The 25,190-nt window shown below is 46.2% G+C and carries 18 protein-coding genes; 13 read left to right on the plus strand and 5 right to left on the minus strand.

Going from position 1 to position 25,190, the window contains the following annotated elements:
* Positions 1-73: 73 nt before the first annotated feature.
* Positions 74-2,239 (plus strand): beta-glucosidase BglX, encoded by a 2,166-nt coding sequence (gene bglX / locus NZ043_RS18415; protein WP_339309034.1) that lies wholly within the window; start codon positions 74-76, stop codon positions 2,237-2,239.
* A 77-nt stretch (positions 2,240-2,316) separates the two neighbouring features.
* The gene (locus tag NZ043_RS18420) at positions 2,317-3,333 is read left to right on the plus strand and encodes a LacI family DNA-binding transcriptional regulator (RefSeq protein WP_133384145.1); all 1,017 of its coding nucleotides are present in this window, start codon (positions 2,317-2,319) and stop codon (positions 3,331-3,333) included.
* 298 nt (positions 3,334-3,631) lie between these two features.
* Here the strand turns inward: NZ043_RS18420 and NZ043_RS18425 are convergent, their stop codons facing one another.
* Both NZ043_RS18425 and NZ043_RS18430 read right to left on the minus strand, forming a co-directional pair.
* The gene (locus tag NZ043_RS18425) at positions 3,632-4,696 is read right to left on the minus strand and encodes a phosphodiester glycosidase family protein (RefSeq protein ID WP_091032697.1); all 1,065 of its coding nucleotides are present in this window, start codon (positions 4,694-4,696) and stop codon (positions 3,632-3,634) included.
* A complete protein-coding gene (locus tag NZ043_RS18430) occupies positions 4,693-5,103 on the minus strand; it encodes a uroporphyrinogen-III C-methyltransferase (protein ID WP_017689578.1) in 411 nt (136 codons plus the stop codon). Before NZ043_RS18430 ends, NZ043_RS18425 begins: the two co-directional genes overlap by 4 nt.
* Before the next feature lie 439 nt (positions 5,104-5,542).
* Between NZ043_RS18430 and NZ043_RS18435 the strand changes: the two genes are divergently transcribed.
* The 3 genes from NZ043_RS18435 to NZ043_RS18445 all read left to right on the plus strand — a co-directional run bounded on the left by NZ043_RS18435 (position 5,543) and on the right by NZ043_RS18445 (position 8,376).
* A complete protein-coding gene (locus NZ043_RS18435) occupies positions 5,543-6,199 on the plus strand; it encodes a response regulator transcription factor (protein ID WP_133384146.1) in 657 nt (218 codons plus the stop codon).
* Positions 6,200-6,335: 136 nt separating this feature from the next.
* On the plus strand, positions 6,336-7,559 hold the full coding sequence (locus NZ043_RS18440) for a PLP-dependent aminotransferase family protein (RefSeq protein ID WP_091032695.1): 1,224 nt from the start codon (positions 6,336-6,338) through the stop codon (positions 7,557-7,559).
* Positions 7,560-7,749: 190 nt separating this feature from the next.
* Positions 7,750-8,376, plus strand: coding sequence for an FMN-dependent NADH-azoreductase (locus NZ043_RS18445; protein ID WP_091032692.1), 627 nt, complete (start codon positions 7,750-7,752; stop codon positions 8,374-8,376).
* Positions 8,377-8,488: 112 nt separating this feature from the next.
* Here NZ043_RS18445 and NZ043_RS18450 read toward each other — a convergent pair whose 3' ends face one another.
* Positions 8,489-9,334 (minus strand): DUF2161 family putative PD-(D/E)XK-type phosphodiesterase, encoded by an 846-nt coding sequence (locus NZ043_RS18450; protein WP_339309035.1) that lies wholly within the window; start codon positions 9,332-9,334, stop codon positions 8,489-8,491.
* A 361-nt stretch (positions 9,335-9,695) separates the two neighbouring features.
* On the opposite strand from NZ043_RS18450, the gene NZ043_RS18455 reads away from it, so the two are divergent.
* From NZ043_RS18455 to NZ043_RS18485, 7 genes are all read left to right on the plus strand, one after another.
* Positions 9,696-11,591, plus strand: coding sequence for a PrkA family serine protein kinase (locus tag NZ043_RS18455; protein ID WP_036610009.1), 1,896 nt, complete (start codon positions 9,696-9,698; stop codon positions 11,589-11,591).
* Between the two features lie 243 nt (positions 11,592-11,834).
* Positions 11,835-12,842 carry a globin-coupled sensor protein gene (locus NZ043_RS18460; RefSeq protein WP_047842288.1) on the plus strand — a complete coding sequence of 336 codons (1,008 nt, stop codon included), beginning with the start codon at positions 11,835-11,837 and terminating at the stop codon, positions 12,840-12,842.
* A gap of 128 nt (positions 12,843-12,970) precedes the next feature.
* Positions 12,971-13,975, plus strand: coding sequence for a LacI family DNA-binding transcriptional regulator (locus NZ043_RS18465; RefSeq protein ID WP_091032684.1), 1,005 nt, complete (start codon positions 12,971-12,973; stop codon positions 13,973-13,975).
* Positions 13,976-14,236: 261 nt separating this feature from the next.
* Positions 14,237-17,059 carry an endo-1,4-beta-xylanase gene (locus NZ043_RS18470; protein ID WP_165980133.1) on the plus strand — a complete coding sequence of 941 codons (2,823 nt, stop codon included), beginning with the start codon at positions 14,237-14,239 and terminating at the stop codon, positions 17,057-17,059.
* Between the two features lie 266 nt (positions 17,060-17,325).
* Positions 17,326-19,800 (plus strand): EAL domain-containing protein, encoded by a 2,475-nt coding sequence (locus tag NZ043_RS18475; RefSeq protein WP_133384150.1) that lies wholly within the window; start codon positions 17,326-17,328, stop codon positions 19,798-19,800.
* A gap of 281 nt (positions 19,801-20,081) precedes the next feature.
* The gene (locus NZ043_RS18480; protein WP_091032678.1) at positions 20,082-20,315 is read left to right on the plus strand and encodes a hypothetical protein; all 234 of its coding nucleotides are present in this window, start codon (positions 20,082-20,084) and stop codon (positions 20,313-20,315) included.
* A 3-nt stretch (positions 20,316-20,318) separates the two neighbouring features.
* On the plus strand, positions 20,319-20,597 hold the full coding sequence (locus NZ043_RS18485; protein ID WP_143023580.1) for a hypothetical protein: 279 nt from the start codon (positions 20,319-20,321) through the stop codon (positions 20,595-20,597).
* A 138-nt stretch (positions 20,598-20,735) separates the two neighbouring features.
* Here the strand turns inward: NZ043_RS18485 and NZ043_RS18490 are convergent, their stop codons facing one another.
* Both NZ043_RS18490 and yhbH read right to left on the minus strand, forming a co-directional pair.
* Positions 20,736-22,172, minus strand: a complete 1,437-nt coding sequence (locus tag NZ043_RS18490; RefSeq protein ID WP_091032671.1) for a SpoVR family protein — start codon at positions 22,170-22,172, stop codon at positions 20,736-20,738.
* Positions 22,169-23,338, minus strand: coding sequence for a sporulation protein YhbH (yhbH, locus tag NZ043_RS18495; RefSeq protein ID WP_036609998.1), 1,170 nt, complete (start codon positions 23,336-23,338; stop codon positions 22,169-22,171). Before yhbH ends, NZ043_RS18490 begins: the two co-directional genes overlap by 4 nt.
* A gap of 308 nt (positions 23,339-23,646) precedes the next feature.
* Here yhbH and NZ043_RS18500 point away from each other — a divergent pair, with 308 nt between their 5' ends.
* Positions 23,647-24,981: an MFS transporter gene (locus NZ043_RS18500; protein ID WP_091032669.1), complete on the plus strand. Its 1,335-nt coding sequence runs from the start codon at positions 23,647-23,649 to the stop codon at positions 24,979-24,981.
* Positions 24,982-25,190: the final 209 nt, after the last annotated feature.

Genomic DNA, 25,190 nt, shown 5'->3' on the forward strand with positions numbered 1-25,190 from the left:
CCCGGTGCGCGGTCTCTCCCCGAACGCAGCCGGGTTCTTTATTTCAACAACTTATAGTGGAGGATACGATCAGATGAATAACGAGCAGTTGCTAGATCTGGTAAAACAGATGACGTTGGAGGAAAAAACAGCTCAGCTTCTTCAGTTGACTGCCAACTTTTATGAAGGAACAAATGTCGAAGGTCAGATCACAGGGCCGATGGAAGAGATGGGAATTACGGAGCAGTCCGTGGATGCCAGTGGGTCCATTCTGGGGTTGTCCGGTGCGCAGGCCATCGTTGATGTACAGCAAGCTTATATGAACAAAAGCCGTTTGGGCATTCCGCTTTTGTTCATGGCTGACGTAGTTCATGGATTCAAAACCATTTTCCCGATTCCATTGGCGATCGGTTGTTCATGGGACACAGAACTGGCTGAGAAAAGTGCTGAAATTGCAGCACGTGAATCAGCTGTATCCGGTTTGCATGTTACCTTTGCACCCATGGTGGATCTGGTTCGTGACCCGCGCTGGGGCCGTGTGATGGAAACGACAGGAGAAGACCCTTATCTGAACAGTTTGTTTGCGGCTGCGTTTGTACGTGGATATCAGGGTGATAACTTGAAGGATGAGCCAGATCGTCTTGCAGCCTGTGTTAAACACTTTGCGGCGTATGGGGCGGCTGAGGGTGGTCGGGATTACAATACGGTGGACATGTCTGAGCGTAACCTGCGTGAGTACTATTTGCCAGCATACAAAGCAGCATTGGATGCGGGCGTGGAGATGGTCATGACTTCGTTCAATACGGTTGACGGTATTCCGGCAAGTGGCAATGAGAAGTTAATGCGCGGCATTTTGCGTGACGAGTGGGGCTTTGATGGTGTATTAATCTCGGATTGGGCTTCCATTCGCGAGATGATTGCACATGGTGCTGCAGAAGATGATCGTGAAGCGGCATATCGTGCCATTCGTGCAGGGGTAGATATGGAGATGATGACACCTTGTTATGTTCATCATTTGCCTGAGCTGATTGAGAGCGGTGAAGTGGAAGAAGAGCTCATTGATGAAGCCGTTCTGCGAATTTTGCAACTGAAAGAAAAGCTGGGATTGTTCGACAATCCGCTGCGTGCAGCTGATCCTGAACGTGAACGTGAGATTGTGTTCTCCAAAGAGCACCGTCAGGTATCGTACGAACTGGCAACAAAATCAGCTGTCCTGTTGAAGAATGATGACAGTGTGCTTCCACTTCAACCTGACGCTAATGTAGCCCTCATTGGTCCTTTTGCACAGAGTCCTGACATTCTGGGTTGGTGGTCCTGTGAAGGAGTTAAGGAAGATGCAGTTAAGTTGGGAACAGCTCTGCAAGAACGCCTGACAGGTGGAAAAGTTCAATTTGCTCAAGGCAGTAATGTTCATACGATTACAGCTGAGCAGATTGCCGAAGCCCTGGAAGTGGCAAGCAAAGCAGATCTGATTGTTCTCGCTCTGGGTGAAGACTCTGAGATGAGCGGAGAAGGTGGCTCACGCACGGATATCCGTCTGCCAGCAGCCCAATTGGAATTAATCAAACAGCTCAAAGCAGCCGGCAAACCGATTGCCACCGTTATTTTCAACGGCCGTCCATTGGATCTGCATGGTGTAATCGATGAATCGGATGCCGTTCTTGAAGCCTGGTTCCCAGGTAGTGAAGGCGGAGCAGCGATCGCAGATGTTCTGACAGGTGTAGTGAATCCATCCGCACGTCTGACGATGTCCTTCCCGCAGTCCGTAGGTCAGATTCCGGTCTATTACAACCATTTCAATACAGGTCGTCCACTGAACCCGGAGAAGACGGAAGAACGTTACGTATCCAAATACATTGACAGCCCGAATGAACCTTTGCTTCCGTTCGGTTATGGTCTCTCATACACTTCGTTCTCTTATGGTGATCTTGAAGTCTCAAGTAATGAGATGACTGCAGATGAGTCCCTGAGCATCCAGGTACGTGTTACAAACACGGGTGACCGTGCAGGTGTGGAGACCGTTCAGTTGTACGTTCGTGATGTAACAGGTGAAGTCGTTCGTCCGATGCGTGAGCTGAAAGGATATGTGAAGCTTGCACTGGCGCCAGGCGAGAGTGGTACAGCCACGTTTACGTTAAATGAAGAACAGCTTCGTTATCACCATTCCGACTTAAGCCACCGCAGTGATCGAGGCGAGTTCCATATTCTTGTGGGTGCAAACAGTCGGGATACTCAGAAGAAATCATTCAGACTTGTTTAATCCGGTGAATGGAAAGAGTAATGTGTCAGGCCTTTTGTTATGAAAGGCCTGATAAACATAACAGGGGAGCGAAGAATGTGGTCAGTATCAAGGATATCGCCAAACAGGCGGGAGTTTCCATCTCTACTGTGTCATATGCGCTGAATGGCAGCAACAAAGTGACCGATGAGACGAGTTCCAAAATTTTGGCCATTGCCAAAGAACTGAACTATGTTCCAAATGCCGCAGCAAGAACACTGAAGAAGAGGGAATCCAAAATTCTAGGTGTATTCTTGACCGATTTTAGAGGAGATGTGTACGGAGACTTGCTGAGTGGCATGAAAGCCGTATGTAATGCTCAAGGTTATGACCTGATCGTGTGCAGTGGTAAACAATCCCATCGCATGCTTCCAGAGAGGATGATTGATGGTGCGATCATTCTGGATCATACGTTTGCAAGTGAGGAACTAATGCAGTATGCCGATCGTGGGCACAAAATCGTTGTATTGGACCGTGAGATGGATCATCCCAACATTAATCAGGTTCTGCTGGATAATAAGGCCGGGGCAACACTTGCGATGGAACATCTTATTGAACAGGGACATAAGAAAATCTACGTGGTTACAGGACCGGAAGGTTCGTTTGACTCTGTGCAGCGGTTAAAGGCTGTGAGACAGGTTGCTGAACGTGAAGCCGATGTGGAATGGATTGAGATTACGGGAGATTTTGAAAAGAGTGGTGGAGAACAAGCCGCAGATCAGATTGTGCAGGTGTATGATGGACCCGCAGCGGTATTCTGCCTCAATGATGAGATGGCTATTGGCTTGTGTGATCGTCTGGCAGACAGTACACTTGGCGTTGGTCAGGAGATTGACGTCATCGGATTCGACAATATTGAATTGAGCAAATACGTCCAGCCGAGACTGGCAAGCATTGATTATTCCAAACGCAAGTGGGGATCGCTCGCTGCTGAACAATTGATCAAAATTATTGCTGGAGAACCCGTTGATCATGAACGAATTTATGTGACATTAGTTGAGGGTGGGTCGGTGAGTGGGCCTATTTCGTCTGATTCGGTTATATCTATGCGGAATGACCGGGCGGTTAGCTATTGATCCCGAATACAGCAAGAGACAAGGCTTAGAAGAATCGAATCATTCTTTTAAGCCTTGTCTCTTGCTATTTCGAGGATGAAGCAATAGAAAAAGCCTCTCCGGAGAGAGGCTTGGCCTTTACAAGCCTTTTGTTTTGTCATTGTTGTAGGATGAAGTGAGAATGCCTGTAATGAAGAGAGTCAATACAATTGCAATAATCCAGAATGTCAGTGAAAATGACATGCCCTTCGCACCTCCTGCACAAGCTCATTTTCTTCTATTATAACCATTATAGGTAGAAAAGAAATGCTTCACCCTATTATTTGTAAAATAAAAAGTGTGTGGGCACCGGTCTGAGGCTGCCATCTGAAGGGTTATTCACGACCCGATTATTCAGAATAAGCGAGGATGATCCACCGCCATCCAGATTATAGGCGTCGATCACCCCAAGCTTGTACAACCGCCCTTGCAACTCTTCAAGGGTAGCACCGGAACTTCCGCCCTCATTATATCCGTCAACTACAATAATCAATAACTGATCATCCTTATAATTGCCAATGACTGTACGTGGTGCTCGTTTTGGTGATACTTTCCATTTGTCGGGAATTGCGGTTTTACGTCCATTCTGTAACAGCACGGGTACAAACGTAGCTCCAAATTGTGGTTGCAGGCGATCCAGTGAGTTTTTGTCAAAGAACTTGCCTCCAACCAGTTTGCCGGCATCATTAAGTCCTACAAAAAACAGATCTTTGAAACTGGCCTGGAAACCGTTCACGTATTTCCCGTCCATGACGGTTGTGCTAAGTGGATAACGTTTGCCTCCACTGTCAGCAAATCCACCTGCGTTGATCCCGGCAATTGCGCCGTTACGCTTCACAGCCTGCATGGTCGTCTCAGAACGCCCAGGTTCACTGTCTAGAGCCATCTGCATGGCCGTAGGGTCTTTTAACTTGATCTTCATGGCATAGCCCTTATAGCTGCCAGGATTCACTCTGTACATTTCAATCGTTAGCCGGTCACTGTCTACCCGTTCAAATGGAACGCCAAGCTTGGATGAAATCCGTTTGTTGTAGATCGTTTCCGGACGATCCGCTTGGGCGGAAGCCTTCTGCACAAGTGTAGACATCGTACTTGTTGTTTTATTATAGAGCTGTGTCGTTCTTTTAATAGAAGAAGAAGTCTGGACAGCAGCATCTTTTGCCCCCGCAAGCTCTTGGCTAATTGCTTGGGTCCGGGGTGTAATCGTATCCTCTGACAGTTCGGTAGGCATCAAACCTCCGGGTTCAAGTGGAGGACGAAGCAGCAGCAGGCATAATATCAATCCAACAAAAGGAGCGAGTGCAAGCATAAAAAAACGATTAACCTGTTTGACGGGTGTAATCATTTGAGCAGGTCCATCTTTTTCTGGAGTGTCTCCAGTTGTTTTTTGACTTCGCTCAGCTGGGTATACAGTTTGTTGCTGTTATCCGTTTTGTCACTTGCATTATCCTTGGTGAAAGTCAGCAATTCATTGAAGGATTGAACCTGTCCCTGCAGGTCTTCTACTTCCTTAGATATCGTTGTTAGCTGATTTTCGTAGTCGGTTTTTAGCGCTGCAATCTGCTGCTGATTATGGGCTTGAAGCTGGTTAATCATCTGTTGTTGGAGATGGTTACTATAATAGTAGGTTCCAACGACTCCTAGTGCAATGAGGACAATCCACATTACCAGAAACAGCTTGATTGAAGATCCAGCCTTGCCTTTGGCGCTCCGGGTGTGATGGATGTCAGAGGACGGGGCAGATGGTTTCATATCATCACTCCTGGTCATTAATAGGTACAAAAAAATTTCCAGTCCTCATTCTATCATGCCCCTATTGATTACGCAAAAATGAAATTCTTTACTTAATAGAGTAAAAAGAGATTGCATCGGAAGGAAGTCCTAGGATACAATTTCTTATAGATGCAATAAGTAGGAACTTTGGGCAGGTTTTTCGACTTTTTTAGATAGAAATGCAGGAAATTTATACTATATTTTGACCTTTCCGGGGATGGGAAGATGGACGTCATGGTGTTTTTATAACAAAATACAGTGAAAATAGAGCTTTTTTATCGGCTGCCTCCTGTATTTTTCTGTTTTTCGACATAATCCGACCTATGCTTCTTCTATACTCGGACTGTCGCATAGACAATGGAAATATCATGATAGAAGCTAGAAGTTATTTGTCCAATACATAACAGGGGGAACAACAATGAAAAAAGTATGGCAGGTGGTCATCATAGATATCCACCCCACCAGCATGCTCGGTACAAAATTGATTTTGGAAGAGCAGCAAGATCTGACGGTACGTGGCATGACTTCGACCGGAACAGAAGGGCTCGATCTGGTGAATATTCACCAGCCTGATCTGATTCTCATGGATTATCGTCTTCCAGAGGGCCAGGCAGATCAATATATTGCCCAGATGAAGAATCTGTCAGCTCACAGTCACATCATCATTTTGACGGATGAAGACAATGTGAAGCTGTTTCGTCATCTGATGAGCCTTGGTGCAAGCGGCATGTTATCCAAACAGGCTTCCCCTAGCCAGCTGATTCATCTGATCTCTGGATTACGTGAGGGCCATGTGTCCATTCCATTGTCGTGGTTAAACAGTGCGGAGTGGGCGCAACCTGTGGAGTCTCCGACAGAAGCACGTGTCATTGAATTAACAGAAACCGAAACTTTTATCATGGAAAGAATTGTTCAGGGTGTAACCTATGATAAAATAGCGAATGAGATCAACGTTAGCAGACGTTCCATTGATAATTACCTGCGTAAAATATACGTGAAGCTGGAAGTAAGCAGTAGAGCACAGGCCATTGAACGTTATGCCTTGTATGCAAGACAAGTGAAGACGGGATCCTGACGAAACAGGTTTGTTCTTCCCATGATCACAACAGTTCTGTATGCATCCGGTCATATTCGATGGCGCGCAGGAATAGGTTGTAGGGCTGCGGACTGCGATTACAGTTTCGGAATAGGGACGAAAGGGGAACGGATCGATGAAATATTTCTTTGCTTCCCGTACCAACAGGCTTTTGTCATCACCACTGAGGGATATACGTGAGATGTCTGGCAGGGATTATTTCATTTCTCTGGCAGAAGAATTGCCTGCGGAGGAGTTGTTTCCTTTCAAATTGTTGGAAGAAGCAGCCGTGTCTGTCTTTAGTTCAGGCCCCTCCGCATTGCAATATGGAGAGCCAGCAGGCTACACGCCCCTAAGAGAGTGGTTGAACAAAGACTGGAATGCACGCAAAGGCATACGAACGGTACCCGAGCAGATTCTGTTGACCACTGGTACCCAGCAGGCCATCGATCTGGTGATGCGTCTATTGCTTGAGCCAGGAGATTCTGTACTGGTTGAACATCCCACATCTCCAGGCTGTCTTGAGGTATTGGAGATGCAAGGAGCCAAGATTGTGCCCGTAATGGGTGATCGGGACGGCATACTGCCAGACCTTTTGGAGCAACACATGCAGCAGGTTAGACCGAAGCTGCTTTTTGCTGCACCCAGTTTCTCGAATCCGACCGGTGCTTTGTGGAGTATGGAGCGGCGGGAGGCTGTCCTTGAGCTGTGTTCGCGCTATGGTGTACTGCTTGTGGAAGATGATTCTTACGGAGAGCTCCATTTCGATGGCCTTGAGCCAACGGAATTCTATCGTAAATATCCTTCACTCTTTGCACTGGATACTGCCGATCAGGGTGGACATGTTCTCTACATTGGTTCATTCAGCAAAACAGTAGCGCCCGCTCTTCGAACCGGATGGGCTGCTGGACATCCTGCGCTGATTCAGGCAATGGCCTCGGTTAAACGAATTGCAGATGGTCAGTCCAGTCCGATGAATCAGCGGCTGTTGTATCAATTGCTTGCCCATTCCCCTTTTCGTTGGAGTGATCACCTATCCATGTTGAATAGGGAGTATAAGACAAGACTCAAACTGATGCTTGAACTGTTGAAGAGACCGGGCTGGAAAGGGTGTCAGTACAACATCCCTCAGGGCGGAATGTATCTGTGGGTACAGTTGCCTGAAGGTTTGGATAGTGGCGCTCTGCTTAAGGCGGCTTTGCCCAAAGGTGTATCTTTTCTTCCTGGATCGCTATGCTCCACAGGTGTACAGGATCAACGTTACATTCGATTGAACTTTAGCCATCCAGGCCGGGATGAATTGCTGCTTGGCATGAACCTGATCAGTGAAGCCATTTCCGAATTTACGGCTCGTAGCTAAGTCAGATCAACAAATAGATTGTAGCAAAAATTAAAATTGGTTCATGACCAAAGTGATTACGTTATTGCATCCACTAACATTTTTATATATAATATGTATTAATGAGTTGTTGGTTTCTTTATATAAGCTACAATGGTGGCCAGTTCAGAAAAAGCACTCATATATTTTATTTAACGGGGGAAAATTCAACATGTCTAATATTTTATTCGTAAAAGCAAATGACCGTCCTGCAGATCAAGCAGTCAGCGTTAAATTGTACGATGCATTCTTGAGCGCATACAAAGAGTCCCACCCAGGTGACACAGTTACTGAGCTGGATCTCTACAATACAGATATTCCTTACTATGGCAACACTGTAATTACAGGTGGCTATAAAGCAGCAAACGGCATTGAAGCAACTGCTGAAGAGCAAAAAGCTGCAGCGCTTGCTGCACAACTGCAAGATCAATTTTTGGCAGCAGACAAAGTGGTATTTGCATTCCCACTCTGGAACTTCACTGTTCCGGCTCCACTGGTAAACTACATCTCCTACCTGAGCCAAGCTGGTAAAATGTTTAAATACACAGCTGAAGGCCCTGTAGGTCTCGTAGGCGACAAAAAAGTGGCATTGCTGAACGCACGTGGTGGCGTTTATTCCGTAGAGCCAATGGCTTCTGTTGAAATGTCTGTTAAATATGTAACTAACGTATTGGCTTTCTGGGGCATTCAAAACCCTGAATTGGTTATCGTTGAAGGACATAACGCTTCTGCAGATCGTGCTGAAGAAATCGTTACTGCAGGTCTGAAATTGGCTTCCGAAGTAGCAGTAAAATTCTAATAACAATCTTCTATATAGAACACATCAAAACACCTGTAGTCTCCAGTGGAGATTACAGGTGTTTTTTTTGCATTCTCATTTTTTTCACATCCGTTACTTCAGATGATTCGGTTCAGATCTTGCCTGTATTTTTTAAGTAAAACTCCGCTGCTTCAGCGATGTGTGCAAGGTCGTCCTTATTATCACCAGATACAGAATACGTTACATCGAGTTCATTAATGGTTTGTTCAATCATATCATTATCCTCAAGCATGTGTGCATGCTCGGTTAACGCCTGTACTCCCTTAATTGTCAGAATATACTTTCCGCGGGAGAGGCGTTCAAACCAGCCATAATAATTTTTTTGCAGAATCGCCGCTGCAGAACCTACACCTGTCTGTCTGGCAAGATTGGCAGGAGAGGCTTCTCCGTTCGTCCGTAGAGCGGATGCGACGCGTAAGGCCTTCTCACGATATGCGGTGACCAGCTGTCTGCGTGTACTGCCTCCCGTATTGTAGTCTCCGCTGCGTTCATCGAATTCCTTAAGCAAACGTTTCCGCCGAATACCGCTTTTGCGGGTAACTTGATTGTGGCTAGTGAGGGCCGTCTGGGCAGATGGTTCGCACAGTACATCAATCAGGGGAGCTTTGGTTTTGTAAAATGTGACAGTCAGCAGCCCCAGACCGAGTTGTCTGCATAGTGCGGTCAGTTCGCTCCAGCGTTGGTTCACAGCTCCGCGTTTGCTGCGATTACGTTCGACGGCCAGATACACAAACGGGCTAAGCTTCAATCGCTGCATGCCCTGCAACAACAGGGAGAGGTTAAATGTTTTTTTCATTTCCACAATGAGTGGTTCGTTCTGGTCCGATCTGACCCCTACGAGGTCACAATGTCTGACTTCCGCCTTGACGTCGAAGCCACGCTGCTCGAAGAAAGCCTTCACAGGCGAATATAATTCGGTTTCGTATTTCACTGCCATCGTCCGTGCTCCTTTCCAGAAGTGGCCTGTCTCTGACCATGTGTTGTCCGGTTTCCTGAATTTAGAACCCTCATTATATCATATTCGTTCTTTTTTTTCTGAAGGCACAAGATGTCTGATAGAACAGGGAAAAGCCAAAATTCGAAGCAGTTGATTGAAAAAAAGAGGTCAACTTATCCGAATTGCCGCATAGGTATGTAATACACTTTTCACAACAAAACAAGACGTTTGGACAGAGGGTGGCGGGACTACACAGGACCGCAAGATTGGTATTCAAGCAGGAGCCGCAATTCTATTGATTTCTTCATACCATTCGGAATGGTTGACAATCACACTAAAGGAGCCATGGGAGGTACCAAGCATGAATATTTTTGAACGCGTTGCGGAACATCGGGCAGAGAGTGACCGTTTGACATGGAACGGAACATTTGAAGATTATATTGCACTGCTGAGAGAGGACCCGACTCCGGCAATGACGGCTCACGCCAGAGTGTATGAGATGATTGAATCGTTTGGGGTGGAAGAAGTAGGTGGGCATAAGCGGTACAAGTTTTTTGAACAGGAAATCTTTGGACTGGATCGTTCGATTGAAAAGTTGGTTGAAGAATACTTCCACTCGGCAGCACGTCGTCTGGATGTACGTAAACGGATCTTGCTCCTGATGGGTCCCGTAAGTGGAGGGAAATCAACGCTGGTGACGCTGCTGAAGCGGGGGCTTGAACAGTTCTCGCGGACAGAGAAAGGTGCCATATACGCCATTGATGGATGCCCGATGCATGAGGAACCGCTGCATCTGATTCCACTGGAGCTTCGTCCTGAAGTGGAAAAGGAAATTGGAGTCCGTATTGAGGGTAACCTTTGCCCATCCTGCCAGATGAGACTCCGTACCGAATATGGTGGTGATATCAGCAAGGTGCCGGTGGAACGGGTCATTGTTTCCGAAGATAATCGGGTGGGGATAGGAACGTTCAGTCCGTCCGATCCGAAATCACAGGATATTGCCGATCTGACGGGTAGTATCGACTTCTCCACCATTACGGAGTTTGGTTCCGAATCCGATCCACGTGCCTATCGTTTTGATGGGGAGTTGAACAAGGCGAACCGTGGACTGATGGAGTTCCAGGAGATGTTGAAATGTGATGAGAAATTCCTGTGGAATCTCCTGTCGCTCACGCAGGAAGGGAACTTCAAAGCAGGACGCTTCGCTTTAATCAGTGCGGATGAAATGATTGTGGCGCATACAAATGAATCGGAGTATAAGTCTTTTATCTCCAACAAGAAGAATGAGGCACTGCAATCCCGGATGATTGTCATGCCGATTCCGTACAATCTGAAAGTGTCCGAGGAAGAGAAAATCTATGCCAAGCTCATTCAGCAAAGTGACATGAAGCATGTTCATATTGCACCGCATGCACTGCGGACTGCAGCCATTTTTTCGATACTTACCCGCTTGAAGGAAACGAAGAAACAAGGCATGGATCTCGTTAAAAAGATGCGCATGTATGACGGTGAGGAAGTAGAAGGTTATAAAGAAGCCGATCTGCGCGAGATGCAAAATGAGTATTTGGATGAAGGGATGTCCGGCATTGATCCACGGTATGTTATTAACCGGATCTCAAGTGCTTTGATCAAGCAAAATCTTCAGTGCATTAACGCGCTGGACATTCTGCGGGCGATCAAAGACGGTCTGGACCAACATGCCTCGATTACAAAGGAAGAGCGGGAGCGTTATCTGAACTTCATTGCTCTTGCACGTAAGGAGTATGATGAACTGGCCAAGAAGGAAGTGCAGAAAGCATTTGTGTACTCATTCGAGGAATCCGCAAGAACGTTATTCGAGAATTACCTCGATAATATTGAAGCATTCTGCAACTGGTCCAAGATTCGTGACCCGCTCACGGATGAAGAGATGGACCCGGATGAGCGTCTAATGCGATCCATTGAGGAACAGATCGGGATCTCCGAGAATGCAAAGAAAGCGTTCAGAGAAGAGATTCTGATCCGAATCTCGGCATACTCCCGCAAGGAGCGCAAGTTCGAATACAGCAGTCATGACCGTTTGCGTGAAGCGATTGAGAAGAAGTTGTTCACCGATCTGAAAGACATCGTCAAGATCACAACCTCAACCAAAACACCGGATGCAACACAATTGAAACGTATGAATGAAGTCATTAAACGCTTAATTGAGGAACATGGATACACCGCAGCCAGCGCGAATGAACTGTTACGTTATGTGGGCAGTCTGCTTAACCGCTAATCGGCAACGAACCATTCCGGATCAGGCTCCTGATGCCTGTTGTGAGGCTCCTTCACAGCAGGGTCAGGGCCTTTTTAATTACATGAAGGTCATATTAATCTAAAAAGCTGACAAATAAGGTTAATTTTAAAGAGAATTAGTTCTAATGGTATATGTATATTTAGGTATTTTAGTCTATAATCAATACATATATTTACAATTTAAAGTAATTTAGTGTTTATTAAGGAGCTGACTGAACCAGATATGAGCAGTATTTCCGCAACAAGACAGAAGCAACTTGATTACATGGGATTAACCGCAGGGGATCTAAAACTGCTTGCCGATCATCGGCCTGTTTTTAAAAAAGTCGTTAATGAAGTGGTAGATCATTTCTACAATCATGTGGGAAATTATCCTGAATTGGTAGATCTGATCGCTCGATTTTCTACCATTGATCGTCTAAAAGAAACACAGAAGATGTACTGGTTATCGATGACGGATGGAATCGTGGACGACGCATATATTGAGCAACGGATTGCAATTGGGCTTGTTCATTCCCGTATTGGCCTGTCCGAAGATTATTATCTGGGTACCTATATGGTATACCTAGATATTGCAACGAGCATATTCCAACAGGTTATCCCTGATTCCTGGCATCTTGTCATTCAGGCGCTCAGCAAAATGTTTAATCTGGATTCACAGCTTGTCCTTGAAGCCTATGAGAAGAAAGAAAAAGAAAAGTTACATCAGCTTGCCGATGACCAACAACATACGTTGCAGGCGATTACGCAGATTACCCAAGAGCTTACAGGCATGATTAGTGAATTAAATGAGAGTGCAATGGCTATATCGAGTGTAGCCAAAGAAACAGCGGCTTCTCAGGATCAGGCTCAAGTTCTGCTCACGGAATTAACAGGGGAGATCCAGCAGATCGGAAAAATGGGTGAACTCATTCGCGAGATATCGGATCAGAGTCATCTTGTCGGTCTGAATGCAGCGATTGAAGCTGCTCATGCAGGAGAGTTCGGACGTGGCTTCGAAGTGGTTGCCAGTGAGGTGCGCAAGCTTGCAGCCAGTTCTCGGGACGCCCAGGGTAAAATTCAGTCTAATCTGGAGCAGATCATGAAGAAACTGAGCAGTGTGCAGCAGGAGTCAGATCATACCTCTCGCGGAGCACGTAGCCAAGCTTCACGCTCGGCTGAACTCGCTGTATTTGCAACAACAATGGAGAAACTGTCTCTGGATTTGAAGAATCTGGAACAGCAGGAATAGAGCTTAAAAGCATTAGGAACCTTCCATACCGTTTCAGGCTGTTTTAAGCTATAATGGGTAGACAAACCTGCCGATGTTATAGAAAAGCAGCCGGAGACAGGGGATTTGAAAGAGGTTGAGGTGATCAGATGGCTTCTATCCATGATGTAGCCAAGGAAGCGGGAGTATCTGTTGCAACCGTTTCCAAAGTGATAAACGATTATCCTGATGTAAGTGAAAAAACACGCAAAAAAGTCAATATAGCCATCGAATTATTGAAATATCAACCCAATGTGGTCGCACGTGGACTTGTCAAACGCCGTTCATGGACGGTGGGAGTACTGTTAACGGTTCCGTTTACGAACCCTTTTGTGTCGGAGTTGCTGGAAGGGATCAAAACAGCGCTGGAGAACAGTGGATATGATCTGGTCCGGTTGTCTACTCGATTCGATGATCCGGCGTACTCGTTCATCAAACATTGCCGCAGTCGTAATGTGGATGGGGTTGTGGTATTCGGGGAAGGCAGAGAAAACGCGAGTATTCAGGAACTGGTGGATGCAGAGATTCCAACGATGTTTATCGATACGGACATGTTGGGCAAGCGTGCCGGTTACATTACTACGGATAACGCGAACGGGATCTCGATGGGTGTCAAACATCTGCATGAGCTTGGGCACCGCAAAATTGCCTATATCTCAGGGACACTTGGACCTGCCGTAGCCAATCTGCGATTGGAAGGATATCGGGAAGGGCTGCGAGAATGCGGCATCCCGTATTCTACGGTATATCTGGAGATCTGCGATTATTCCTTCGACGGAGGAAGCAAGGCTGCCCGACGATTGTTGGCACTTCAGGATCAACCAACGGGAATTGTCTGTGCATCAGACATGTCTGCGTTTGGTGCGATTCATGAAATTGAAAAGCATGGACTGAGTGTACCAGAAGATATCTCGGTTGTCGGGTTCGATAACACGTATTATGCTGAGGTATTCAAACCGGGGTTGACCACGGTGAATCAGAATATCTATTCCATCGGCATTAAGTCCATCGAATATCTGATTGCGATGATCGAGAATCCATCTTATTCTCCTCCTGTGGTGACGGAACCTTCCAATCTGGTCATTCGTCAGACGACAGCACCCTTAAAAGCCTAAATAGTAAAGATGTTTACACGAAGCACAGCTAATAAGCTGTGCTTTTTGTCGTTCTATATCTGATTTGGAAACATATGGTTTATGGAGTGGTGCAAGTCCTATAGTTTAACGGGTAAACAAAGTTCGCTGGCAATCGTATAATGAAAGTGCTTTCAATTTCTATTGAATAACGTCTATCCAATCCTGCACAACGATCTTGTAAAGGGCTGGCGCATGACAGAACAAAGGTTACTCTTCACAACCAACCAAGGAGGAGATCGGATGCATTTGAGAAAATGGTGGAGCTTGTGCTTGTCGGCTGTATTGATCTTCAGTTTGTTCCCAAGTGTGGGAACAGGAGGGACACGTGTTTCGGCAGCGGACGTTAAGACTGGCGATGATGAAGTGCTGTTCGAGGCTAATTTTGAAGATGGTGTATTGGGACAATGGCGTCCACGTGCGAGTGAAAAGCTAGATATCGTAACGCAAGTAGGTCACGACAGTACACGCAGCCTGAGAACCTCTTCCCGTACCGAAACGTTCCATGGACCCTTAATTGAAGTAATAGACCATGTACAAAAGGGCAGCACGGTTCATATTTCGTTTTGGGCCATGTACGATGAAGGACCGGACAGTCAGGTCATTAACGGTTCGCTTGAGAAAGAGTACAATAACGATGCTTCAAGTCGTGAATATGCTACGTTTGCCTCTGCAACTCTGAACAAGGGACAGTGGAAAAAAATCGAGGCAGATGTGGTGATCCCTGGCGAAAATAGCGGCATCACTGGATTCCGCATGTATGCAGAGACACCTTGGAAGACGTCAGCGGAAGTGACGCCGGCGGATACAATTACATTTTACGTGGATGATGTTCTGATTACGGAAGCCGAAAAAATTGAAATAGAGCCAAACATTCCGAATCTAGTGGATGTTGTGGGACAACACTATGCAATGGGAGCGGCAATCGACCAGTCTGCACTGGATGCAGAAGATCCACATTCCCAGTTGTTAACGAAACATTTTAATAGTATTACAGCGGGCAATTTTATGAAAATGGATGCGATGCAACCAAAGGAAGGGCAGTTTGTCTGGTCAGAGGCGGATCGTCTGGTGAACTTCGCCGAAGCAAATGACATGGAGGTAAGAGGTCATACGCTGTTATGGCATAGTCAGGTGCCGGACTGGTTCTTTACCGATCCGAATGATGCTTCAAAACCTGCCACGCGGGAACAGTTGCTTGCACGGATGAAAACTCATATTCAGACCATCGTGACTCGTTACAAAGGAAAGGTTCATACATGGGATGTCGTCAATGAAGTCATCTCAGACGGAGGCGGCTTGCGGAATGGGGCCAGTAATTCCAAGTGGAAAGATATTATTGGGGATGTGGATGGCGACGGAGATGACAGTGATTACATTGAGCTGGCTTTCCGATATGCACGCGAGGCTGACCCTGATGCGGTATTGGTGATTAATGACTATGGAATGGAGGGCAATGGAAACAAGCTGAATGATATGGTGAAGCTTGTAGAGAAGCTGCTTGCTAAAGGAACACCGATTGATGCGGTTGGATTCCAGATGCATGTATCCATGTACGGACCGGATGTAAAGCTCATTCGTGAGGCTTTTGAGAAAGTGATCGCTCTTGGTGTGAATGTACAGGTTACAGAGCTGGACGTTTCGATCTATTCAAGTAATTCTGAACTGGAGATGCCTGTCACAGATGAATTAATGCTGCAACAGGCTTATCGTTATCGTGACCTGTTCGACCTGTTCGACGAGTTAGGAAAACGCGGTGTAATGGACAGTGTTACGGTCTGGGGACTTGCGGATGATGGTACATGGCTTGACAATCATCCAGTCAAAGGACGCAAAGATGCACCGTTGCTGTTTGATCGTAAATTGAAAGCGAAACCGGCCTATTGGGCACTGGTGGATGCTACCACTCTTCCGATCTATCGTAATGAATGGACAGCACTTAAGGCCAGCCCTTCTTTCCCGAATCACAAAGGACAGGAAGATATTCTTTGGGGTGCTGTGAAAGGACTTGAAATTAATCATCTGGCAGATGGTACATCTGCGGTTACGGGTGAGGCTCGTATGATGTGGGATGCCAAAAAGGTGAATTTACGAGTGGAAGTGAAGGATACCACACGTCGCAAAGGGGATCAGGTGCAGGTTTTCCTCGCGGAAGAAGTCAAGGGGACAGGCGCTGCAACTTCTGAAGCTGATCTGTCTGCCAAGAAGAAAAATCCGTCGTCTGCAAATGGTCAATATACATTTAAACGGGATGGCGGTAAAGGCAAAGATAAAAATACTTACAACGTACAGGAGACAAAAACCGGGTATGTTGTATACGCATCACTGCCTGTGTCAGCTGCTTTACTTACCGAAGGCCAGGTCTTGTCTCTGGATTTTAGGATTACGGATGAACATGCTGCTGGAAAGACAGCGACCATTGTTTGGAATGATATTTCCAATCAGCAGCCCGACAAACCAGCCAACCGGGGCAAACTGAAGCTCGGTTCTGTCTTGAAACAAACCAAGGTCACTTATGGCAAACCTGTAATTGATGCAAAAAAGGATAACGTCTGGAAAAAGGCTGCATCTGTTAAAACGGATGTCTGGGTGGTCGGAAACTCCGGAGCAACGGCAACTGCACGGCTGTTATGGGATGAGAAATACCTGTACGTATTGGCAGATGTGAAGGATCCTTTGCGAAGCAAATTAAGTTCTAATGCACATGAGCAGGATTCGATTGAGATTTTTATCGACCCGAGCAAAGATCAGACAACATTCTATCAGGAGGATGACGCCCAGTACCGGGTCAATTTTGATAATGAGGCTTCTTTTGGAGGAAATGCACGTAAAGAAAGCTTCAAATCAGCTACTCGATTAACAAGCGGAGGGTATACAGTTGAAGTGGCAATCCCACTAGATAGCGTTCGTGCTGAAGGCCAAAGATGGATTGGATTTGATCTGCAAGTTAATGATGATGGCGCGGGGGATGGCAAGCGAAGCAGTGTGTCCATCTGGAGTGATTCATCAGGTAATTCTTATCAAGATACTTCCGGTTTTGGCAGTCTGTTACTGACTCGCAAATAGAATATTCAGTTGTAAATTAGAATATGAGAATGTCAGCTATTCGACATCGTATATCTGGAAATAAGTGTTGATTTTAAATGCTGGGACGTTTAGACTATATACATTCAAATAAACGGGTTCCAATGTATGACAACGGCTTCAAACTAAGTCTGTGGTCACGAGTCAAATGATGCGGAGGGAGTGCCTGTCATCCAGACAGCGCACTCGCTTCTTTTTTACATTTTTGCATACATACAAGGCATTTCCCGGTTGAAAGGACAGAGTGAGTGGAGCACCTACATGGTACGTACAACTTAGAACTTGTTATTTTATCCTATATTATTGCATCGTTAGCTTCATACGCAGCCCTCGACCTTGCAGGCCGTGTAAGTCAGGCCAGCGGGATGGCGCGAAATGTATGGCTTACCTGCGGAGCAGTCTCGATGGGGTTGGGAATCTGGTCCATGCATTTCGTAGGTATGCTGGCTTTTGTTCTGCCTACGCAAGTCTCCTATTCCACCGGTAAGGTTGTTTTATCTGTTCTACTTGCTATTGTCGCATCGGGGGTGGCCTTGAACATTGCGGGTAGACAATCGGGCAGGATAAGCAAGCTCATGATTGCTGGAGTGCTGATGACAGCGGGGATCAGCTCGATGCATTATGTGGGAATGGCAGCGATGTCAACTCCGGTTACGTATGAACCAGGCAGAGTGGTGTTATCCATTCTGATTGCAGCGCTTGCTTCCTTTGCAGCATTGTGGCTTATGTTTTTCTTCCGTTATCATCAATCAAGACATACCTGGGTTTACAAGATGGGCAGCGGTCTCATTATGGGTATTGGAATCTCTGGCATGCATTATACCGGGATGTCAGCCGCACATTTCCATCACTCACATGGTTCGATGGCAAGTTCAGGTATGCAGATTGAGCCAGGCATTCTCGCCTACTTGATCGCATCGGGCACATTTATTGCTTTGGGCTTGACGTTGTTTGGCATATTTATCAATCAGCGAATGTCACAGAAAGATCGACGGATTCATGAGAATGAGCAATGGTATCAGGCCCTGTATCATAACCATTCGGATGCTATTATTTCAGTGAATAAGGAAGGTATTGTCAAAGGGATTAATGCTGCTGTAACAACAATCACCGGATATCCTGAAAAAGGGGTCATGGATCGTTCCATTGATGAGATCGCTCAGCAAATCGATATCCAGTGGATAAGTGAATTTGATTCCATCGATTGGGATGATCATGGGCTGGAGCAGGCGCACTACATGGCCAAAATGAGAGACGTACAGGGTGAACTTCTGGACCTTAGTATTGTTGTAGTTCCTGTTGTCATTGATGGCAGACATGTGGGAAGTCACATTTTGATCAAAGACGTTACGGAGGAGAAACAGGCTCAGGAGAAGATTCGTCACCAAGCTTTGCATGATCCGTTGACGGGGTTGCCCAATCGGCGCAAGTTGGATGATGTGCTGGCTTGTACGATTCACGATTCAGCAGAAAAAGGGAATTCTTTTGCCGTTATGGTGATGGATATAGACCGGTTCAAGATGATTAATGACTCGCTGGGCCATTCCATTGGAGATGTATTTCTAAGAGAAGTCAGCAGCCGGATCATGAAAGCTATAGAAGCTTCTGATCCCTTGGCTATGGAGAATGTCATGCTGGCCCGGATGGGCGGTGACGAGTTCACACTCGTTGTGACCCAGGATCAAGCGACAGAAGTAAGAGTGGCAGAACTTGCAAAACAGATTGTTGAAGCCATTCAGTTACCTTATCGACTGAAGGAAAATGATTTTTATGTGACCGCCAGCATTGGGATTGCGATGTATCCGGATCATGGAGTGGGCGTGGATGCTTTGCTGAAACATGCGGACTCCGCCATGTATGAAGTGAAGAAAAACGGCAAAAATGGCTTCCAATTCTACACTGCCCAACTGGATTCCGAACTATATGAACGCATTGAGCTGGAGGGTTATCTTCGTAAAGCTTTGGAACGCGATGAGATGGTCCTATACTATCAACCACAGATTCGTACCGAGGATAGCCGCATGATTGGTGTGGAGGCTCTTATTCGTTGGAATCATCCACTCAAAGGTCTGCTCGCACCCAATGTGTTTATCCCGCTTGCAGAAGAGACAGGCATGATCTATGAGATTGGCAACTGGACGCTGCGTGAAGCTTGCAGACAGATGAAGCTCTGGCACGCCAGTGGCGGACCGCTCATTCCGGTATCGGTTAACTTGTCCAGCCAGCAGTTCCACCAATCCAACTTGGTAGAACAGGTCAAGAATGCACTCTTAGAGACAGGGCTTGAGTCCCGATATCTGGAGCTGGAAATAACAGAGAGCATGATGATGGATGCAACGGTATCTACGGCGATTCTGAATGAACTGACAGCACTGGGTGTCAAGATCAGCTTGGATGATTTCGGTACGGGATACAGCTCACTCAGTTATCTGAAGCATTTCCCGATTCACAAACTCAAGATTGATCGTTCGTTTGTGACGGACATTACAGAGAGTCACAGCGATCAAGCGATTGTGGCGACCATTATATCGATGGCACAGAATCTCAAGATGGAAGTCATTGCGGAAGGCATTGAGACGAAAGGCCAGTTGGATATTCTGATGCAGAATGATTGCCGGGAGATACAGGGGTATTATTTCAGTCGTCCGCTGCCAGCAAGTGAAGTGGAGCATGATTTTTTTGTGCCGCTGCGATTGCAGGGTAATGGTGCACCACTGGTATAATCAGAGTGAACATTTCAATTAAAGGATCTTACAGTTTAGCTGAAGTATATCTTAAACGGCAAATCCCCAATCACGTATAGGGAACTTGCCGTTTTAGTTTTTAGAGCAGTTTGTAAGGGGAATGATTAGAAAAGAGGGAGTTAAAACCTGGTATATTTTATATGATTGATATTATTGGTAATCCTAAAATTGATGGCTGAGATGCAACATGGTTGTATGCTATAATTCAGGTAAAAGTTCTATTTAGCAGTTTAGCAATATCATTGAAGGAGGTTGTGAGGATGAATTTTAGTCTTAAAGCTCCTGATGGGACCGTCATTGAATCCTATGAGAAGGATCATAAGGAATTCATTCGTATTGCTGGTCTGGAATATGAAATCTATAACCCGGTGGATGAGCTAGACTCCGATCCGGAGATACGGCAAATGATTGAAGCTTCTGAGAAAGACATAAAACAAGGCAAGCTGTATTCAACAGATGACTTGATTGAACTGGTGAAGCGTGGTGAGCTGTAATTGATGGTTCAATGGACCGCCACGGCAATGAACCGACTTCGCCAGATCAAAAGCGAACATTTTAAAGATCAAGAAACGATGGAATACAAAATTAATCTCATTCGCCGTGTTGAAGAGAAGATTGTTACTATGGGAACAATGCTGCCGTCTCGTGAGTACCGCAACACGTACTACTGTTTTGTGGATCGATACGTTGTATCTTACAAGCTGTTGGACAACGGTGAGGGATATGTAATCACTTCTTTTAAGCATGGTGCAATGAAACGTAATTTTAAATATTAATTTTATAAATGCCAAGCGGCAAGTTCCTGTGTATGTCGGGAACTTGCCGCTTTTTTAGGTCTTATCTTTTATTAATCACTAATCTCACTCATGATAAGAGCATTTATATTTTAGTTTCAAATAGGATAATTTACAACCTCACAAAAACTTGCGGTGGTGTTTCTTACCATCATACGTAAACCAGATTGGTTTATCCTCGACACGTGTCTCCACATGTACGGTACGTCCCCAGAGGCGATACAGATAAGGCAGGGTGCGTTCCATATATTTCAGATCCAGCTCGATGCCCTCATATTGGTGTTTGAGCACGAGTTCACCGGTCCGAAGATAGTCAGCATCTTGCACGACTAAGTAAGGGGAGCCCCCGTTGACACGTGAAAATACGAGCTGATCCCGTATGTTCTCCCAAGACTTGTCGGTGATTTTCCAGTCCGGCCCTTTTTTCTCAAATACGTAGAGGTCGAGATCCTCGGTTAATTGTTTGGTCATGTAATTGCGGATAAAGGAGGTATCGGAATCGAATTCACGCACCTCGAACATTTTGGCGCGACCTTGCCCTGGTTTGCGGCCCCAACGTTCCTGTTCTTCACGGGTTGGGTTATCCCAGCGCCGTTCAATATCCTCGAAAATCTTCAGTCCCAAATAATACGGATTCAGACTTTGTTTCGATGGCTGCACCACGGAGGAGTTGAGTTTCGCAAATTCGATCGTATCCTCACTGTTCAGATCGAGTTCACGGATAATGCGTTGATGCCAGTAGGAGGCCCAGCCTTCGTTCATGATTTTGGTTTCCATCTGTGGCCAGAAATATAACATCTCTTCACGCATCATACTCATGATATCCCGCTGCCAGTCGGTCAACACTTCCGAGAATTCCTGAATAAACCACATGACATCCTTCTCCGGTTCAGGCGGAAAGTGATGGACCTGAATACCTTCGGCGGGTGCTTCTTCCGTCTGCACATCATCAAGCGACCATAGATCATCATAGCGACCTTCCGGCCGGGGTGCTTTCTCACCGCGCTGCTCCCGCATTTTCATTTCCATGTAGCGTTGTTTGTCCAAATGGCGGGGTTTAATGAGTTGTGGGTCCACATGTTCCTGAATCGCGATCACGGCATCGATAAATGCTTCAACGGCTTCCGTTCCGTACTCCATCTCATAATTGCTGATCCGATCCGCCGTAGCAGCCATGCTTTCGACCATATTACGGTTGGATTTGGAGAAGCGGGCATTGTTTTTGAAAAAATCGCAGTGTGCCAATACGTGGGCTACGATCAATTTGTTCTGAATCAGGGAATTGCCATCCAGCAGGAAGGCATAACAAGGGTTGGAGTTGATGACAAGCTCATAAATTTTGCTGAGTCCAAAATCGTATTGCATTTTCATCTTATGAAATGTTTTGCCAAAGCTCCAGTGGCTGAATCTGGTCGGCATGCCGTAGGCTCCAAATGTATAAATAATATCCGATGGGCAGATTTCGTACCGCATGGGGTAATAGTCCAGACCAAAACCATTGGCAATCTCCATAATCTCGGCAATAGCGTATTCTAGGTCGCGGATCTCATCTGTCATCTAACGCTGCCTCCTTCCCGTTTCTGGAAAAAGCTGCGCAAAGCTTTGTACACTTCGCCTTTTTCTTTGATCACATAATACATGAACTGATCCATCTTGATATGACGATAAGCCGACATCAGTGTACTGCTGCGGTTGTACTGATTCACTTCGCCGTATCCAAACATATTGCTACGCTTCATTAACTCACCGATCAGCTTCACACACCGTTCGTTATCCGAGGTCAGATTATCCCCGTCAGAGAAGTGGAAAGGATAGATGTTGTAGCTAGAAGGTGGATACCTACTGTCAATAATATCCAGTGCCTTCATATATACAGAGGAGCAGATGGTGCCTCCGCTCTCGCCACGGGTAAAGAACTCTTCTTCGGTTACTTCCTTGGCTTCCGTATGATGGGCGAGGAAAACAATCTCAACTTTCTCATACTGACGGCGTAGAAAACGAGTCATCCAGAAGAAAAAGCTGCGCGCGCAGTATTTCTCAAACGAACCCATGGACCCGGATGTATCCATCATGGCAATAATAACGGCATTGGATTGTGGAATGATTTTGTCTTCCCACGTCTTGTAGCGCAGGTCATCCGGACTGATGTGATGGATGCCTGGCGTACCGGTCGTTGCATTACGACGCAGATTCTCCAGAATGGTACGTTTCTTGTCAATATTGGACTGCATGCCTTTTTTGCGAATATCGTTGAAAACTACCGTATGTGTCTCAATCAGGTCTTTATCTTTCTGCTTCAGATCGGGTAATTCCAGCTCAGCGAAGAGCATATCTTCCAGTTCCTCAATACTAACTTCGGCTTCCACAATATCATGACCAGGCTGATCGCCAGCTTTTTCACCTTTGCCGGGTTTCTGCGAAGCAGATGGATCACGACCGATGACGTCTCCGACCTGACTGTCACCGTCTCCCTGACCGACATGTTTTTGCTTCTGGTAGTTATACACAAAACGGTACTCATCCAGACTGCGGATTGGTACCTTGATGATTTGTTTTCCATCAGACATGATGATGTTTTCTTCCGTAATCAGATCAGGCAGATTCTGCTTGATGACATCTTTCACCTTTTGCTGATGGCGCTGTTGGTCCTGGTACCCTTTGCGGTGAAGCGACCAATCTTCCTTCGACACGACGAACGAGTAAGGCTGGTGTGAATTTGACATGTAGGCACCCCCCATTGATTACGCGGCACAGTTTGGCCTGTCGGTAATTAAGTATATTCACGGGCGAGGACGATATGTGATGAGAGTGGATATAAAATGATACAATTACGCAAGTTCACCTCGGAGGTAAGGTGAGTCGTAAGAACAGAACTGCACCATTTTTTACAGAAACAGTGAACAAGTGTGATATCCTTCCTTTACAATAGGAGAAAGACATCGATCTGGCATCTAATAGAGGTTGTTTAAAAAGTCACTTAGACTTGTTGAACTCGCACTAATATAGAGATGCATGTAAAGGAAGGATTCATGTGAATAAAAAGGCGATCAAGGCTTGGATTATGTATGATTGGGCCAACTCGGCTTACGCAACAACTGTGCTGGCCGCAGTACTGCCTGTATTCTATGCTTCGGTGGCTGCAGCAACGCTGGATACGGACACCGCCGCCTCCTATCTGGCCTATACACACTCCATTGGCATGTTGTGCGTAGCTCTGCTAACACCGTTGTTAGGCACGCTAGCTGATTTGTCAGGACGGAAGGGCGACTTCCTGCGTGTATTTGCAATTATAGGCGTCCTTGCTACATTGGGATTCAGCGCAATCGGTGAAGGGGACTGGTTCCTTGCTTCCGCGTTGCTGGTCATATCCACGATTGGTTTTGCGGGTGGTAACACCTTTTACGATGCAATGCTGCCGGATCTGGTACCCGTGGAACGAAGGGACATGATATCCTCCAAAGGTTATGCCTATGGTTATATTGGAGGAGGTTTGCTGCTTGCAGTGAACCTGCTGATGATTCAGCAACCGGGCTGGTTCGGGATGAGCAGTACACTAGCAGGCACAAGACTTGCTTTCATCTCCGTCTCGTTGTGGTGGTTGCTGTTCTCGATACCGATCTTTCGCCATGCTCCAAGACGGCCTGCATCACCGGATCTGCCCGGAACGTGGACAGGGTATGCTGCGGTGGGCGTACGCAGACTGCGGCAAACCTTTCGTCAGATGCGGCGTTTTCCCCAGTTAATCCGCATGTTAGTGGCTTTCTGGTTTTTTAATGACGGCATTAATACCATCATTCTGATGGCTACGATCTATGGGACAAGTATAGGCATAGGCACAGCCGACCTGATGCTCGCGCTACTGTTAACCCAGTTCATCGGGTTCCCGTGTACATTGTTACTGGGAGCATGGGCACAGCGTTGGGGAGCAAAGCAGGTATTAATTGTTAGCTTATCGGTCTACATATGTATTGTGATTCTCGGTTATTTCATGACACAAGCGATCCACTTCTATGTGCTCGCCGGGTTGGTTGGTGTCGTGCAGGGTGTGAGTCAATCCACAGCGCGTTCCCTGTTTAGCAATCTGATGCCGGCAGGCAGAACAGGAGAGTATTTTGGTTTTGTGAATATTACAGGCAAATTCTCTTCGATCTTTGGTCCATTTGTGTTTGGTTATGTTGGGCAGATCACGGGTTCCACGCGTTGGGGTATTCTGTCGCTCATCTTCTTTTTCGTCGCGGGAATTGCTGTATTGTTAACCGTGAAGGTACAGAAGGGGATGCAGGATGCTACACGGGCAGATCAGGAAGAAGAGCGAACTAGGAGCGTTGGAGCTCCTGGGAAAAGTTCAGATGTAAGGTTTACCTGATGGTTGTTCACCCGTTTTCATATTAAGTTTCTCAACGGATTACGTATGGCTTCAGGCATTGTTCCTCACAGAACATGTCTGGAGCTTATTCGCGTTTGTGCAATCAGAACATAATTGATCATGAATAAGTGCTTAAATGACAGACAGCAGAATACAGTGAAAGAGTATGAATTTATGAAAAGGTGAAAATAAAAGATTGACATGATACA

The organism is Paenibacillus sp. FSL k6-2145 (assembly GCF_037976585.1).
In the GTDB taxonomy this organism is placed as follows: Bacteria; Bacillota; Bacilli; order Paenibacillales; family Paenibacillaceae; genus Paenibacillus.

What these genes read in the sequence shown, in the direction of transcription:
- bglX (WP_339309034.1), top strand. Translation starts at nt 74, where the DNA reads ATGAATAACGAGCAGTTGCTAGATCTGGTAAAACAGATGACGTTGGAG.
- NZ043_RS18425 (WP_091032697.1), bottom strand. Translation starts at nt 4,696, where the DNA reads ATGATTACACCCGTCAAACAGGTTAATCGTTTTTTTATGCTTGCACTC.
- NZ043_RS18430 (WP_017689578.1), bottom strand. Translation starts at nt 5,103, where the DNA reads ATGAAACCATCTGCCCCGTCCTCTGACATCCATCACACCCGGAGCGCC.
- NZ043_RS18435 (WP_133384146.1), top strand. Translation starts at nt 5,543, where the DNA reads ATGAAAAAAGTATGGCAGGTGGTCATCATAGATATCCACCCCACCAGC.
- NZ043_RS18440 (WP_091032695.1), top strand. Translation starts at nt 6,336, where the DNA reads ATGAAATATTTCTTTGCTTCCCGTACCAACAGGCTTTTGTCATCACCA.
- NZ043_RS18445 (WP_091032692.1), top strand. Translation starts at nt 7,750, where the DNA reads ATGTCTAATATTTTATTCGTAAAAGCAAATGACCGTCCTGCAGATCAA.
- NZ043_RS18450 (WP_339309035.1), bottom strand. Translation starts at nt 9,334, where the DNA reads ATGGCAGTGAAATACGAAACCGAATTATATTCGCCTGTGAAGGCTTTC.
- NZ043_RS18455 (WP_036610009.1), top strand. Translation starts at nt 9,696, where the DNA reads ATGAATATTTTTGAACGCGTTGCGGAACATCGGGCAGAGAGTGACCGT.
- NZ043_RS18460 (WP_047842288.1), top strand. Translation starts at nt 11,835, where the DNA reads ATGAGCAGTATTTCCGCAACAAGACAGAAGCAACTTGATTACATGGGA.
- NZ043_RS18465 (WP_091032684.1), top strand. Translation starts at nt 12,971, where the DNA reads ATGGCTTCTATCCATGATGTAGCCAAGGAAGCGGGAGTATCTGTTGCA.
- NZ043_RS18470 (WP_165980133.1), top strand. Translation starts at nt 14,237, where the DNA reads ATGCATTTGAGAAAATGGTGGAGCTTGTGCTTGTCGGCTGTATTGATC.
- NZ043_RS18480 (WP_091032678.1), top strand. Translation starts at nt 20,082, where the DNA reads ATGAATTTTAGTCTTAAAGCTCCTGATGGGACCGTCATTGAATCCTAT.
- NZ043_RS18485 (WP_143023580.1), top strand. Translation starts at nt 20,319, where the DNA reads ATGGTTCAATGGACCGCCACGGCAATGAACCGACTTCGCCAGATCAAA.
- NZ043_RS18490 (WP_091032671.1), bottom strand. Translation starts at nt 22,172, where the DNA reads ATGACAGATGAGATCCGCGACCTAGAATACGCTATTGCCGAGATTATG.
- yhbH (WP_036609998.1), bottom strand. Translation starts at nt 23,338, where the DNA reads ATGTCAAATTCACACCAGCCTTACTCGTTCGTCGTGTCGAAGGAAGAT.